This window comes from Bacillus sp. FSL W8-0102 (assembly GCF_038007225.1).
In the GTDB taxonomy this organism is placed as follows: domain Bacteria; phylum Bacillota; class Bacilli; order Bacillales; family DSM-4216; genus Bacillus_O; species Bacillus_O smithii.
The window spans coordinates 1,425,273-1,440,205 of the sequence record NZ_JBBOWT010000001.1 but is presented as its reverse complement, the minus strand read 5'-3'; the positions used below and the strand labels follow the sequence as shown (position 1 = coordinate 1,440,205).

The 14,933-nt window shown below is 40.4% G+C and carries 13 protein-coding genes; all 13 read right to left on the bottom strand.

What is annotated here, in order from left to right; all coding sequences use genetic code 11:
- Window positions 1-198: 198 nt before the first annotated feature.
- The 13 genes from N1I87_RS06980 to cmk all read right to left on the bottom strand — a co-directional run bounded on the left by N1I87_RS06980 (window position 199) and on the right by cmk (window position 14,609).
- Window positions 199-1,401, bottom strand: a complete 1,203-nt coding sequence (locus N1I87_RS06980; RefSeq protein ID WP_327825349.1) for a transposase — start codon at window positions 1,399-1,401, stop codon at window positions 199-201.
- 156 nt (window positions 1,402-1,557) lie between these two features.
- The gene (spoIVA, locus tag N1I87_RS06975) at window positions 1,558-3,036 is read right to left on the bottom strand and encodes a stage IV sporulation protein A (RefSeq protein WP_003355151.1); all 1,479 of its coding nucleotides are present in this window, start codon (window positions 3,034-3,036) and stop codon (window positions 1,558-1,560) included.
- 172 nt (window positions 3,037-3,208) lie between these two features.
- Window positions 3,209-3,916 carry a hypothetical protein gene (locus N1I87_RS06970; protein ID WP_341101132.1) on the bottom strand — a complete coding sequence of 236 codons (708 nt, stop codon included), beginning with the start codon at window positions 3,914-3,916 and terminating at the stop codon, window positions 3,209-3,211.
- 75 nt (window positions 3,917-3,991) lie between these two features.
- Complete coding sequence (locus N1I87_RS06965; protein WP_003355153.1) at window positions 3,992-4,192, bottom strand: DUF2768 domain-containing protein; 201 nt, start codon at window positions 4,190-4,192, stop codon at window positions 3,992-3,994.
- 624 nt (window positions 4,193-4,816) lie between these two features.
- Entirely contained in the window at window positions 4,817-6,376 is a 1,560-nt protein-coding gene (locus tag N1I87_RS06960) for an amidase (protein WP_341101130.1), read from the bottom strand.
- Between the two features lie 646 nt (window positions 6,377-7,022).
- On the bottom strand, window positions 7,023-8,078 hold the full coding sequence (locus tag N1I87_RS06955; protein ID WP_327805774.1) for an NAD(P)H-dependent glycerol-3-phosphate dehydrogenase: 1,056 nt from the start codon (window positions 8,076-8,078) through the stop codon (window positions 7,023-7,025).
- Window positions 8,079-8,097: 19 nt separating this feature from the next.
- Window positions 8,098-9,408 carry a ribosome biogenesis GTPase Der gene (gene der, locus N1I87_RS06950; RefSeq protein ID WP_341096964.1) on the bottom strand — a complete coding sequence of 437 codons (1,311 nt, stop codon included), beginning with the start codon at window positions 9,406-9,408 and terminating at the stop codon, window positions 8,098-8,100.
- Window positions 9,409-9,631: 223 nt separating this feature from the next.
- Window positions 9,632-9,817 carry a capping complex subunit for YIEGIA gene (locus tag N1I87_RS06945; protein ID WP_040341891.1) on the bottom strand — a complete coding sequence of 62 codons (186 nt, stop codon included), beginning with the start codon at window positions 9,815-9,817 and terminating at the stop codon, window positions 9,632-9,634.
- Between the two features lie 2 nt (window positions 9,818-9,819).
- Window positions 9,820-10,716 (bottom strand): YIEGIA family protein, encoded by an 897-nt coding sequence (locus N1I87_RS06940; protein ID WP_327796616.1) that lies wholly within the window; start codon window positions 10,714-10,716, stop codon window positions 9,820-9,822.
- On the bottom strand, window positions 10,709-11,323 hold the full coding sequence (locus tag N1I87_RS06935) for a YphA family membrane protein (RefSeq protein ID WP_341101129.1): 615 nt from the start codon (window positions 11,321-11,323) through the stop codon (window positions 10,709-10,711). The genes N1I87_RS06940 and N1I87_RS06935 overlap by 8 nt, the downstream gene beginning before the upstream one ends.
- A 794-nt stretch (window positions 11,324-12,117) precedes the next feature.
- A complete protein-coding gene (rpsA, locus tag N1I87_RS06930) occupies window positions 12,118-13,254 on the bottom strand; it encodes a 30S ribosomal protein S1 (protein WP_003355162.1) in 1,137 nt (378 codons plus the stop codon).
- A 96-nt stretch (window positions 13,255-13,350) separates the two neighbouring features.
- The gene (locus N1I87_RS06925; protein WP_341101128.1) at window positions 13,351-13,932 is read right to left on the bottom strand and encodes a lysophospholipid acyltransferase family protein; all 582 of its coding nucleotides are present in this window, start codon (window positions 13,930-13,932) and stop codon (window positions 13,351-13,353) included.
- Window positions 13,929-14,609 carry a (d)CMP kinase gene (gene cmk, locus N1I87_RS06920; protein WP_003355164.1) on the bottom strand — a complete coding sequence of 227 codons (681 nt, stop codon included), beginning with the start codon at window positions 14,607-14,609 and terminating at the stop codon, window positions 13,929-13,931. Before cmk ends, N1I87_RS06925 begins: the two co-directional genes overlap by 4 nt.
- Window positions 14,610-14,933: the final 324 nt, after the last annotated feature.

Sequence of the window (14,933 nt, the reverse complement as noted above, 5' to 3'; positions counted from 1 at the left end):
CTATCGTTCAACCGTTGAAACGCTTTATTGGCATATACCGAGTCAAAATGTAAATGAGCATTTTGCAAAATTAGATTTTTATTAAAAAGAGTTTTAAAAGAAACCCAAATAAATTGGGGTATTTTGTATCTTTGGTTTACAAATATTCTGTTTGTCCTTTTTGGGCGTACTTGCAGAATTTTTCGCTTTAAAAATTTTTTAAGCGGTTTGTTGCTTTTTACTCTCTTTTGCCATTGCGAGAGCTGAAACCAGTAATACGATGGCGTTCAAGTAAATATGAGTTTTTACTTTATCGATTCCCCACACATGCAGGGAGTTCGCTGTAAGATCACTTTTCATTCTTGAATTGCACCGTTCTACACTGGTTCGCTCATTGTAAAGTTCTTTCCAACGTTTGGAATCGCGGTGTGGATTAGAGTACCGGCGAAGATCCTTATTCACGTTAATTTTTACTACCATTCCATAGTTGGAGGATGAACAGGCTGCCATTCCTAATGGGCAATCCACTTTTCCGGTTGCGTGTGGACATCTGAATTTGAGCTGATCCTTATTGGCGCCCCAATAAGTCATTTCGTACCCCATCGAACAGCGTGGGGTTCCATTGGAGGCAATTCCTTCGGGAGGCTCCTTTTCATTACGCAAATTGAGTGGAATAATAGCTTGAGCCCCAATGTTCTTGGCGGATTCGTAGTTTTTAAGCTGGTCGTACCCACCATCCATTATCAGGAAATCAATTTTAGAGTTTGTACAACTCTTTACTTGTTCAATTAATTGTGGTGCGACATCCCCATCGTTGATATGAGCAGGGGTTACTTCAATCGCCATTGGTAATTCACTTTTGGTGTCAACGGAAAGATGCATCTTATAGCCAAACCAAGTCATTTTATTACCGAAGGAATCAAACTTTGCCCCCCAATTGGCGTTGCCTGTTTGTTCACTTCGCTTCTTAGGCTGCTTCTTTTCGTAAGCATCAATGGCGGCACTGTCGATAGCCTGATGTTTTCCATCAATTACTCCTTCCTCTTGAGCTAACTGGACGAGATCTTGAAAGATTCTTTTCACAAGTCCAGTTTTGGTTAGTGAAGAAAATACTCGGCTAAGAGTAGAGATGGATGGTGCAGGCCTGCTAATATCTAAACCACATTGGTAACGAAAACGCAGGTCATTTTTCAATCGATTGTGAAGAGAAGTAAAAGTATCAATACCTTCTAATGGGGCAGCGATAAGAGCCCTTAATATCCCTTCTTTGGAATGTCCTTCAGCCCCTTGGGGTGAAGAACTTTTCAATTGTTTAGCATAAGGACGCAAATCTAGAGCACTAAAAAAGATCGGTAATTTCTCTTTTGACTCTAAAATTTGCAATTCTTCAAAGGAAAATAGACTTTCTTGTAGAATATACAAAGTGACTTCCTCCTTGTGGATTTTTGTGGTTTGGTCACTTCAAAATTCTACAAATAAGGGGTGAAGTCCTTTTTTATGCTTTAGAAAACCTTATGGCTCTTGGGTTGAAAAATGTGCAAAATGCTCAAATAAAAAAAGACCTCCCACATAAGAGGCCTAAAGTATAATGGCTATAAGTCCTCCGGAACCTTCGTTAATGATGCGTTCCAACGTCTCTTTTAGTTTATAGCGGGCATTTTCCGGCATTAATGATAGTTTCGCTTGTATGCCTTCTCGAACAATCGAACTTAAACTTCTGCCAAATATATCGGAATTCCAAATGGATAACGGATCATCTTCAAAGTCTTGCATCAAATACCGGACCAATTCTTCGCTTTGTTTTTCCGTTCCAATGATCGGAGCAAATTCCGATTCAACATCCACTTTAATCATATGAATGGATGGGGCGACGGCTTTTAGCCTGACACCGAATCGCGACCCTTGCCTGATAATTTCCGGTTCGTCTAAACTCATATCCGTTAAAGACGGTGCGGCGATGCCGTATCCGGTTTGTTTCACCATTTTCAAAGCATCGGCAATTTGATCATATTCCGATTTTGCATGAGCAAAATCTTGCATCAGTTCCAACAGATGATCTTTTCCCCGCACTTCCACACCGACAATTTCTTTCAATACTTGATCGTACAATTCATCGGGTGCATATAAATCTATTTCCGCAACCCCTTGCCCCATATCCATTCCTGCCAAACCGGCTCTTTCAATAAATTCGAGCTCGTCAAATTGCTGAACCACTCGTTCCACATCTCTAAGCCGTTTGATATCTTTCACCGTTTCTTTCACGGCTTCTTGATAATTTTCCCGAAGCCAATGATCTTCTTTCAATACCATGACCCAACTAGGCAGATTAACATTCACCTCAAGCACAGGAAATTCATATAATGCTTCACGTAAAACACTTAAAACGTCGCCTTCCCGCATATTTTCCACCGACATGGACAATACGGGAATATCATATTTTTCGCTAAGCTCTAAACGAAGCGCTTCCGTTTCCGGATGATAAGGCCTCGCAGAATTGACAATCATGATAAATGGCTTCCCTACTTCTTTTAATTCATCGATGACGCGCTCCTCGGCTTCAATATAATCAGCGCGCGGGATTTCTCCAATACTTCCATCTGTCGTAATGACAACACCAATCGTTGAATGTTCTTGAATGACTTTTCTTGTACCAATTTCAGCTGCTTCATGGAAAGGAATCGGCTCTTCATACCACGGAGTGCTGATCATTCTCGGTCCGTTTTCATCTTCATATCCTTTTGCTCCCGGAACCGTATATCCAACGCAATCAACCAAGCGAATATTCACTTCAAGCCCCTCATCAACGCTCACTTTCACCGCTTGATTCGGAACAAATTTCGGCTCGGTGGTCATAATTGTTTTCCCCGCCGCACTCTGTGGAAGTTCATCTTGAGCACGAGCCCGGTCTGCTTCACTTTGAATATTCGGCAATACAACAAGTTCCATGAATTTTTTTATAAAAGTTGATTTTCCCGTACGGACCGCTCCTACTACCCCTAAGTAGATATCTCCGCCGGTTCTTTCTGCAATATCTTTAAAAAGATCTACTTTTTCCAAAAGGATTCCCTCCCAACATTCATTCCAGGGATGATATTCTGGTATATATGTCTTCTATATATGTGTATGACATTGTCCCACTTTGTTATGACTGCAAAATAAGGTGTACTTCTAGTAACGAAATAAAAAACCCTCTTCCCTACAATATATTTGCAAGGAAAAGGGTTAGAACCTATTTTTTCATAAATACCGGTTCATTTTTTTCATTAACGGTATAGGGCAATGAATAAGCGGGAACGAAAAATGAATGCTGTGTTAACAAAGGTCGTATATCTTCTCCCGGCTTGTATATATGTTTGTTGTTTTTCAAGGCCTCATACAAGTCCATACGGTAATCGACATAAATCTTTCCGTCTCCGGTAATGACGAGTGGAAGATTTTTTTGGGAGTAGGGGCTCGTAACCATTGGTTCTTCTTTATAGCCGAGTTTTTTATAATCAAGAGTATAGACATTTGGCGCGATTTCTTTTTTAAACGGTGGATATCCGTGAGATTGAATACGTATTTCCAATTCCCTTATGGTTTCCGCAATACGCAAGTCAAAGATTTTGACAACAGGTTTTTTCTCTACATCCAACAATACGTATTGAAAGATCCTGCCGTTTTCGTACGAATTCCCCGGAGGTTCCGGCAAATATTGAGGAACTAATTTTTTAAAATCAATTAAATATTTTTGATAGATTGGAACATTCTCATCTTTTGTTTGAATGGGAAGGATGCCTCCGTTTTGTTTTTGAAACTGTTCAACGGCTTTTTGAACGGATTGAATTTGTTCTTGATAAGGGACTTTATTCTCTGCTTTCTCTTCATCCGGAAACATGCATCCATCTAAAAAGAAAACAGTTGTGAGCAATAAAACAGATATGAGCAACTTCCTCAATCGAAAACTCCCTTTCTATGTCAAAAATCCAACGTTAATAAAGCGGATACGAATAAATGAAAATTCTTTTTCTTTCTAGCCGACAGGGCCGCTGAAAACAACATAGATCATCATGATGCCGCCAAGAAATAAAAATATGTAGGCAAAAAAAGCAACAAGAAATCGAAGAAACTTAAATTTCATTTTATATCGGCTGACATAAATAGCGAACACAGAAAGAATCATGAACCCCATCGCAAGAAAGGATATCCACATTTTAATCATGCCTGGTGACATGGAATATCTCCTCCTATTTTTCCAAATATAGTATATCACGCTACGAGTATATTTCATAGAATTTTCGTTATTTTTCAAAAATATTTTTGCTGCATTTTTCCTTTGCCGATTCAGATAAAACAAAACGATGGTTTGAAAACATTGCATTTCAGTACCATTCGTGATCTTTATGATGAAACGATCGTCGGTTATGTTCTTAAACATTCTATAATAATAAGTTTATGTTGGATACTCTTGATCAAGAGCTTTTGTATGATTTCCTGATGAACATCCACTTATTTTATCTCGATTGTAGGTGCGGGCAACTTCGCATGGATGAAAGAGAAAGATGAAGAAAGCAAATCGGACTCACAGTATGTCCCGGGTTGGGTTGGGAGATGTATAGATTTAATCCAATGGAATCTTTTTGGAGACACATTCACGGGGAAAGGTACGATACCTTGAAGGATGATCTACAACGGCTGAAAAATATACATGCGATTTTATAGCCACGAAAGAATATAACAACAATTAAACGGCCTCACACCACTGAAATATAGGGCTTAAGGCCGTTTAAACTTTTTATTATTTTTCACTGCTGCTGGTTCAAAAAGCGTTTATCGTGCTTTTCATGTTAACAAGGACTTAATATTCCGGATACAATACAGGGGCTTTTCGATGTTTTGTAGCTTGTTCGTAAGCATAAGCCATTCCAATCAGTTCGCCTTCACTCCACATTTTGCCGAAGAAGGCCAATGCAAACGGCGATCCGCTTTCATAATAGCCAGCCGGAACGGTAATCAACGGTAAACCGCTTATATTGATTTCAGATATGGTGGTAGATTGCACAACATCTTCCTGAATCGACGGAATGGCTGCTGGCATTTGTGGATAGACAAATCCGTCAAGACCCTTGTCTTCCATTACTTGATGAATCATTCTAAGCAATTCCCCTTTTGTTTCGTAAAATTCACTCAAATCTGGCAAAATGCTGTGATCTGCTTCAGCTGTTTCAGCATTCACATAATCGTGAACTAAAGCAAGCGGGCCATCTTCAGTCCAAGGAATACTTTTTGCTTTATCAAACACTGTTTTGATCGAAAGAGAAGGATCCTCCGGATTTAAATGTTTAAGGTATTTTTCCAAGTCGTAGAAAAAGGTTTCCAGCCCAAGACCCACTAAAGCCGACGGACCACCTTTAGATGATACATATTCAGCAAGTCCGGTTCCTGCAAAAGGATCCTCAACAACTTCTGCACCTTGGGCTTTTAATACTTCAATGGCCGCCAAATACAATTTTTGGGTTTCCACTGAAAGTTCTTGTGTACGCCATCCCGGTCCGTATAATCCTAAACGTTTACCTTGTAAAAAATTCTTATCAAGAAAAGAATTGTATCCGTTTTTAGGAATATTTCCAATTGAAGAAATGGTTTTTGGATCTTCTTTTGAATACCCGGCCATCACGCTTAGCATAAGCGCTGCATCTTGAACCGTACGAGCGTGTGGTCCTAACACATCGCGAGTCGTTCCTCCTAGGGGAGTGACCCCGACATTCGGTATTAACCCAAAAGAAGGCTTAATACCGACTAAAGCTTGAGCTGCAGCAGGAACTTGAATGGATCCGGCCGTTTCCTCAGCGACGCCAAGGACCGCAAAGTTTCCTGAAACGGCAGTCGCGGTACCACTACTGCTTCCTCCTGGTGAAATCGAGCGGTTTACTGCATTATATGTGGGCCCGTCCCAACTATTGTTTGCATTATAAGCACAGCTAAAAGCCGGAATATTGGTTTTTCCTAGAATGATAGCACCCGCTTCTTTCAATCTTGCAACGACCGGCGCATCTTTCACCGGCATTAACTCGATTCCACCAGATTCCTTACAAAGAGGAGCCCAGCCAAACGTGGAAGGAAACCCTGCAACATCCACCGCTTCCTTTATGACAATAGGAATTCCTGCCAGAGGTCCAAGTTCTGCTCCTTCTTCACGCAGCCGGTCAATGTTTTTAGCATCCTCAAGAGCATTAGGATTCATGAAGGTAAAGGCATTATAAAACTGTTCCAATTCATGAATTCGATCAAGGTAAGACTGAACTACTTCTTGAGCCGTATATTCACCATTTTGATACCCAGCTATAAGTTCTTCTACTGTGACTTCTTCAAAAAGGAAATCTTTTTCGTTTGACTTCAATAAAGTACTTTTTTTCAATAGTTTTTCACACCTTTTCTAAATAATCTATCACTTATCGAAACCTTTCTTGATTATATTTTAAAATTTTCATACTATTTTTAATATTTATTTGTCAGATAATCTGACATAAATATAGTGAAGATTATTTTGGATGGCGAGTTCAAAGAGAAGGAAGCACAGAATTCGGCCGTGTCTTCAGAATCCCAGCTGCCGTTTTTGTTTCCGAAGTGAAAAATCGGACATACACACTAAATAAAATTTGCCATTCCGTTCAACTCCATTCACAAAAGAAAAACAAAAAAATTTCCTCGATGCATTGCTTTCGAGGAGGTTTTGATCAAATGATTCCTGTTTTGTTCATTGCCAAGAGACTTTTTCAAGAAAGTACAACCGGGGAATATCCCCGGTTAGAAAGACGACCCATCCTTTTTATAAAGCCTGCTTTCTCATAGTATCGTATGAGTAGAAACTAGATGTGCATCCTTCTAAAGCCCAAATGATCATAAATTCTCTTGAATTTCCGCTTTTTTTGCCGACAAGTCTCGGTATCTTGTTTCAAATGAAACGAGAATGGCAACAACCTATTGAAGTTCCCCGCTTAATCCCTTTATCGCCGCGTAATGGTTGCGTTCGATTTGCACGTTGGGGCAAAAACCAAAACACATTACTCATTCATTCTTGCATCTAAAATATCGGACAAGTCTTCCATTTCATGAGTTCTCATTCTGGTCATCAATTCATCCACAGCTTTTTTCGGGTCATAGTTATGAAAAAGTACTTGATAAAGGGCAGTTGTAATAGGCATTTTCACATTATAATTTTGAGATAATTGATAAGCCGCTTTGGTTGTTCTTACCCCTTCTACCACCATTCCCATGTTTTCGAGCACTTCGTTTAAATTTTTTCCTTTTCCAAGCAAATTCCCTGCCCGCCAATTTCGCGAGTGGACGCTTGTACATGTAACAATTAAATCACCGAGCCCGGCCAACCCGGAAAAAGTTAAAGGATTGGCCCCCATTTTTGTTCCCAGACGGGCTATTTCAGCTAGCCCTCGCGTGATAAGGGCCGCTTTGGCATTATCTCCGTACCCTAAACCATCCGAAATACCCGCTGCAAGCGCAATGACATTTTTTAGCGCTCCTCCAATTTCTACGCCGATCATATCCGGGTTCGTATAAACACGGAAATGCTGATTCATAAACAGTTTTTGGATTTTCTCGGCTGCTTTTATATTTTTTGAAGAAACCGTCACAGTCGTCGGCTGACGCTGGCTTACTTCTTCTGCGTGACTCGGTCCTGACAAGACGATAAGATCCGTTAACAAACGAGAAGGCATTTCTTCTTCAATCATTTCCGAAATTCTCATAAGCGTATCGGGCTCAATCCCTTTACTGACATGGACGAGAGTAATCGGCTTTTTTAAAACCTCGACCATTTGTCTGACAACTTCTCGAATCGCCTTTGTCGGCACTGCCAATACAATCAATTCAACACCGTTCAGCGCTTCTTCCATGGAGGCGAATCCCTTTATGTTTTCGGGCAATATGACATTCGGCAAATATTTTTTATTCGTATGATGTTCATTGATTTCCACGATTTGTTGTGGATTATGACCCCAAAGCCGTACATGGCATCCATTATCCGCAAGTACCATGCTCAAAGCGGTTCCCCAACTGCCTGCACCGATAACGGTAATCGTGTCAATATTCGTCTCATTCATGCTTTTCACCTACTTTTGGTTATTTCCGAGATCTCGCAATGATTTTAATAGGCGTTCCTTCAAATCCAAATGCATCTCTGATCCGATTCTCTAAAAAACGTTCATATGAAAAATGCATTAATTCAGGATCATTGACGAAGATAACAATAGTCGGCGGTTTGACTGCCACTTGAGTCGCGTAAAATATTTTTAGCCGCCGTTGATTCTCAGTAGGAGTAGGATTCATCGCCACGGCATCCATTATGACATCATTGAGCACGCTGGATTGAACGCGCATCGCATGGTTTTCACTCACCATGTTTATAACGGGAAGAAGCGTATGAAGACGTTTCTTTGTTTTAGCTGACACAAATACGATCGGCGCATAATCCAAAAATAAGAAATGACTGCGTATCTTTTTTTCAAATTCATTCATCGTTTTCTCGTCTTTTTCAACCGCATCCCATTTATTAACGACGATCACAATTCCTTTTCCCGCTTCATGAGCATAGCCGGCAATCTTCTTATCTTGCTCTCTTATCCCTTCTTCTGCATTCAACACGACTAATACAACGTCTGAACGTTCAATTGCTCTAAGAGCACGCAGCACGCTGTATTTCTCCGTTGATTCATATACTTTTCCTTTTTTCTTCATGCCGGCTGTATCGATAATCACGTACTTTTGACCGTTATACGTATAAGGAGAGTCCACCGCATCCCTAGTGGTGCCGGCGACATCGCTCACAATCACTCTTTCTTCCCCTAAAATAGCATTGACTAAAGAAGATTTTCCTACATTTGGCCGGCCGATTAAGCAAAATTTAATCACATCATCATCGTACTCTTGCTGAGAAGACTTCGGAAAACGTTTCACCACTTCATCCAGCAAGTCTCCAAGTCCAAGACCATGGGCGCCGGAAATAGGAAATGGCTCTCCAAAACCAAGAGCATAGAAATCGTAAATTACATCCCTCATATCCGGATTATCGATCTTATTGACAGCCAACACAACCGGTTTATTGGAACGATACAAAATTTTAGCCACTTCTTCGTCAGCTGCTGTAACCCCTTCCCGTCCATTGGTCAAAAAGATGATGACATCCGCCTCATCAATGGCGATTTCCGCTTGCTGGCGAATTTGTTCGAGAAAAGGTTCATCACCGATCTCAATCCCGCCGGTGTCAATAATATTAAATTCATGAGTCAGCCATTCAGCAGAGCTGTAAATCCGGTCTCTAGTAACACCCGGAACATCTTCCACTATTGAGATTCTTTCCCCAACAATACGGTTGAAAATAGTGGATTTCCCCACATTTGGCCTCCCCACGATCGCTACAACCGGTTTTGCCATTTATATCATCCTTTCACAGTGGTTATAGAAAATATTCCATTCATTTTTTGTCCATAATTCAATCTAAAGACATGTCCATTTTAAGAGAAAGCACAGCTGGAAGGAAGACTCCCGTCGAGTCTGTCGATTTTTTATCAATTAAGAACAAAACCCTTCCGAAAAAGAAGGGTTCAACTTCACCATTTTAGCAATAATGCACAAAACTAGCAATGGCGAATAGAATCTAATGCCTCACGATAATAAATATTTCTTCGGTCAACTGGTGGGCGATTCCATCCAGTATAGCCTCTAAATTCGTGGCGATGACTTCCATCTCCTTTTGATCCTCGCAGTGAAAAACAGTCGTGCCGGACGGAACTTTTTTGGGATTCGTGGTCACGGCGGCCAAAATGAAATTTTCAATCATCATTGTCATTTTTGCCGATCCCCCTTTTGAATGGCATTTGACTCACTCGGCATTCGAATCGCGTTTTCAAGTGTCGGGACCTCTTTTAAAATACGGATGGCTTTTTCCTTGTTTTTTTCTTGCGGCAACACAAAAACAGCCACTTGGCCGTTATTCAGATCCCTTTTAGCCAACGGAACCAACGCTGGCGTTCCGGAATCCCGGATGACTCCCATAGCGGTGGAAATATCGTGTAATATCGCTTGTCTCTGTCCGAGGTTGGCAATCGTAGTGCGCGCATTAAAATTTTTTGGCGTCAAAATAAATCCCATGCCGTATTTCAATACTTCCTTTTGCCTTTCAGGAAGTCCTATATTCATAATATAAATATCTCCCACATACAAGCCTGCTCCTTTCACATGCGGCTCAACGTATTCAATATGAACGATATCGCCCAGTTTTCCACCAGCCATTAATTTTCTTGAAATCAACAAGCATACAAAAGCACCGATGAGTGCGACATAAAAGTGAAAGAGAATATACAAAAGCGTTGTAGTAAATGAAGTTAAAATCACGAGGTAATTTCTGCTTTCGAAAGCAACAGCAATTCCTTCGATATAAGTAGCGCCCCTTGGCACTAGTTCTAATTGGTCGATGGTTGTCAACGTATTCCGCTCCATATTCCGAACATCACGGAATTGTTGAGCAGCTAACGATAAGAATGTAATAGCTGTAAAATCTTTTTCCATAATCGCCGGTATCGCGACTGAACCTAAGGCTGAAGCAATAAATCCCATGGAAATATGAATAATTTTTCCGTGCAGATAGGTCGGATACTGACGGTAATCTGTTTTTAACATGTAAATCCTGGTTAATGTTCCGGCAACCACACCGAATATCACTGGATGCACATACTCATTCATAAGTTTGCTTCTCCTTTACTGGCAAAGATTTTACGTGGAATATAGATTTGAGAATCCGTAATTCATGGATGCCAACCATGATTAGCATGGAAAAAGAAAAAAAGTCTAAAAACCAGCTATCCCCTATTTTATAAGGCAAGGATGCTTGGCAAAGGACCTTAAACAATAACCATTCTCCCGCTAAAAACCCCATATAAACAGAGATCATTCTATTTTTCCAAAGTCGAGGCTTAGGATAGATCGCAAATTGAATGAGCAGAACAAGGATCACAATATACCATTTGACGTCGACTAAAAACCAGGCCCTTTCATACATTTCAAAAAGCTTTATCCCCGCGAATACCATAGCGGTCATCAACGCGGATATACATAATGAAAACAGTTGTATGAATGGATATTGTCGAATGGCAAAACATCCAATCGCTGTCAGTAAAAGATAAGAAAACGATACTTCAGCATGATCGATTGTGATAAATTTTCCCGCTCCAATACAAAGCAGCAAGCTCATAATGCTTATTTTCAACCGTAGAGGATGAGATTTATCCATAAGAAAGGTAGCCGTTATCCATATACCCCAGCATACGGATAAAAAAATTATGTACTCCATCATTTGCCCTCCTATTGTTACCATTATGGGAAAGGATTATGAATTTCATTCATTGGAAAAGTTCACGGTTTTCGTCATTTCCTTCATACTAAGGAGGGGAGAGATAGAGAAAACAACAAAGATAACATTTCTTAATGGTAAAAGCCAGGCCAAGATTCATCAAAAGCCTCGCTTTCCGATTTCCAATCTATTGGAAAATCGAATTATTCGAAATGATGATCGTCCAATGCGAACGAATGCGTTTTCTTGGAACGGAAGGAATTGTTTCTTTTTATCCTCATGAACAGAAGATGAACGAATTCTGACCTATCCGAAATGAAAAACTAAAAAAAAGGGGGATTGTCCCAAAATCTCCTTTTAAACAAGAAAACCCAACGATAAAATTTTCTCGTCGGGTTTTTTCTATTCGGGACTTTCTTTTTGAATCAGACCGTTTTCTTCCTCCAGTTTCAGAAAGTGATGGGAGATGACAGGCCAGCCCGAATTCGATGTGTACCTTATCCGGCTTTTGCAAATAAAATCTGCGGAATGACTGATTGCCTTTGATATGACCGAACGAATGAATGGGCAAGGCGAGTTTTTGGCATTTGTCAAAGTTGCTTTTTACTGTGACGGTCGAAAAATGTGGGAGACAGTTTCGGGGAAGCGAGCCGGGCGAGGAGCGAAAGAAAAGACTTGCGGATCGTCCGCGGAAAACGAGCGGATTGAGATCCCGAGATTTACATAAAAAAGGGGATGCCCCTCAGTCATTTTTCTGACTTTTGGGCATCCCCTTTTCCTTCGAGCAATAGGATTTATTTAAGACCTTTTAGTTGGTCGCCGATTACTTCACCTAACTGGAAACCTTTCGATTCTTCCGGCAATTCAAAAGAATCATTTGTATCGACAGGTTCATTTTCTAATTCTTTTATGCTTAAAGAAAGACGTTTTTCTTTTTCATTTACATCCAACACTTTTACTTCCACTTCTTGGCCTTCGCTTAAAACTTCATGCGGCGTGCCGATATGTTTATGGGAAATTTGTGAAATATGGACGAGACCTTCCACCCCAGGGAAAACTTCGACAAAAGCGCCATAAGAAACAAGGCGTTTAACGGTTCCTTTTAAAACGGAGCCGACAGGTGCTTTTTCTGCAATATTTTCCCAAGGTCCCGGAATGGTTTCTTTAATGGATAATGAAATGCGTTCATTGTCTCTATCGACAGAGAGTACTTTTACTTTGACAATCTCGCCTTCTTTTACCACATCAGAAGGTTTTTCTACATGTTCATGCGATAATTGCGAAATATGAACAAGACCGTCCACTCCACCAATATCGACAAACGCTCCAAAGTCCGTCAGCCTTTGTACTTTTCCTTCCAGTACGTCACCAGGCTGAATTTCATCCAAAAGTTTTTTCTTCGCTTTTTGTTTTTCTTCTTCCACCACTGCCCTATGGGAAAGAATCAGCCTATTTTTTTCTTCGTCCAACTCTACAATTTTGAAAGTCAGTGTTTTTCCTTTGTAGTCTTCAAAATCTTCTACATAATAATCTTCTACCAACGACGCCGGAACAAACCCGCGTACGCCTAAGTCAACCACGAGGCCGCCTTTTACAACTTCTTTTACTTCGGCTTCAAATATTTCGCCGTTTTCAAAGCGCTTACGCATCAAATCCCAAGCCTTTTCTGCATCTACTTTCCGTTTCGAAAGAACATACAGATCATCTTCTTCTTTCGTAATTACTAATTCAAGCGTATCTCCTACATTTACTGCATCCGATGCTTTTTCTATGTGTAAACTTGACAGCTCGCTAATAGGAATAATACCGTCTTTTTTACTGTTTTCAATTTCTACTTGCACTTGTTTGTCTTCAACTTTTATAACCGTTCCTTTTACTTTGTCTCCCACATTCAACGGGGAAATTTCGAGACTATTCAAATCCTCTGTCATAAAGTACTCCTCCTTAATACGAGACTGCGAAAAAATGAAAAAAAACCTCTTTTTACTAACTTCTAACAAATGCTGTCATTTGTCAAGCATCTCGCATTAACGATTTTCATTTAAAAGCTGCTGAATATGCGTCATGATCAGATTTGTCGCCTCTTCAGGAGATGCTTTTTTTTCTCGCAATTCCGACATATCAATCGGTTTCCCGTAAATCACTTTTACTTTTTGAAATATTCTATAGCTGCCAATGATGGCACAAGGAATGACTTGAGCATTTGTCCTCAAGGCAAAATAACCGGCTCCGGCCAGACCTTTGCCTAATTCGCCTGTCTTAGAGCGGGTTCCCTCCGGAAACAGACCTAGAACTTTTCCTTCCTTAAGTACTTTCAAACCCGTTCGCAACGCTTCTCTGTCGTTTCCTCCTCTTTTTACAGGGAAAGCATTGAGCTTTTTAATGATGCCGCTTAGAATCGGTACATTGAAAAGTTCAGCTTTTGCCATAAAGGAAATGGGGCGTGGACAAGTTACTCCTAAAATAGGAGGGTCCATATTATCTATATGATTGGAACAAAGGAGAACACCTCCTTGTTCAGGAAAGTGTTCCAATCCTTTAACTTCCACTCTATACATTTTTTTTAAGATAGGAGATACGATCCGCTTTGCAAACGCATAAAACGTCACTTCAATCGAACCCTTTCTTTTACAAGCTCCATGATATGGTCTACCACTTCCTCAATGGACAAGGAAGTCGTATCTAATTCGATTGCGTCATCCGCTTTTTTTAAAGGAGAGGCCTCTCTTTCTGAATCCATCTTATCGCGCAAAGCAATTTCTTTCATTAATTGGGCTAGATCCGATTCAAATCCTTTTGCTAAATTTTCTTGATGTCGTCTTTTAGCCCGTTCCTCAACAGTGGCCACTAAAAAAATCTTAACTTCGGCGTTTGGAAGCACATGAGTGCCAATGTCTCTTCCATCCATGACGATTCCGCCTTTTTGGGCTAATTCCCTCTGCCTTTCCACCATTTCTTTTCTGACTAATGGATGCTTGGAAACAGTGGAGACATGTTTTGTAACTTCGTGAGATCGTATTTCGTCCGTAACATCCGTTCCGTCTAATAAAACGTGTTGTGCTGCATTCCCTTGGATAAGTTCGATATTAGTATTGTTTAAAATCTCCGCTAATGCTTGTTCATCTTCCAGATCCGCTCCTAACTTGAGCGCCTTATATGTAAGAGCTCTATACATCGCTCCTGTATCTATGTATAGGTATGATAACTTTTTAGCAACCAATTTCGCGACGGTGCTTTTTCCGGCAGCTGCCGGCCCATCAATTGCAATTTGAATCTCTTTCACCATATTTTCACCTTCTCACAATCAGTCAAGTCTATTTTATCATAACGATGTTATAAAGTATGAATTGAAAAAGATGTAAAGTCAAAGCAAAACATAACACAAAAGTAAGCGAACTCTTTCTCTTAAAGCTTACTTTTCTTTATACACTAATGTTAATTCGTCCAACATTCGTGTCCAATAGCCAACAAAAGAATCTCCCGGTGCGAAGAGAAAAAAAGAATGCTTCGCCGGGAGATTCTTTTACTTTTGAGGCAAGCGGGGGAAATAATAAGGTACTCTCCAGCATGTATCCGAAGGCTGGCAACTTCTCCAAACGTTTCACAATAA

Coding starts and splice junctions, on each gene's coding strand:
- N1I87_RS06965 (WP_003355153.1), bottom strand. CDS start 4,192: ATGTCACCAGGCATGATTAAAATGTGGATATCCTTTCTTGCGATGGGG.
- N1I87_RS06955 (WP_327805774.1), bottom strand. CDS start 8,078: ATGAATGAGACGAATATTGACACGATTACCGTTATCGGTGCAGGCAGT.
- der (WP_341096964.1), bottom strand. CDS start 9,408: ATGGCAAAACCGGTTGTAGCGATCGTGGGGAGGCCAAATGTGGGGAAA.
- N1I87_RS06945 (WP_040341891.1), bottom strand. CDS start 9,817: ATGATGATTGAAAATTTCATTTTGGCCGCCGTGACCACGAATCCCAAA.
- N1I87_RS06940 (WP_327796616.1), bottom strand. CDS start 10,716: ATGAATGAGTATGTGCATCCAGTGATATTCGGTGTGGTTGCCGGAACA.
- N1I87_RS06935 (WP_341101129.1), bottom strand. CDS start 11,323: ATGGAGTACATAATTTTTTTATCCGTATGCTGGGGTATATGGATAACG.
- rpsA (WP_003355162.1), bottom strand. CDS start 13,254: ATGACAGAGGATTTGAATAGTCTCGAAATTTCCCCGTTGAATGTGGGA.
- cmk (WP_003355164.1), bottom strand. CDS start 14,609: ATGGTGAAAGAGATTCAAATTGCAATTGATGGGCCGGCAGCTGCCGGA.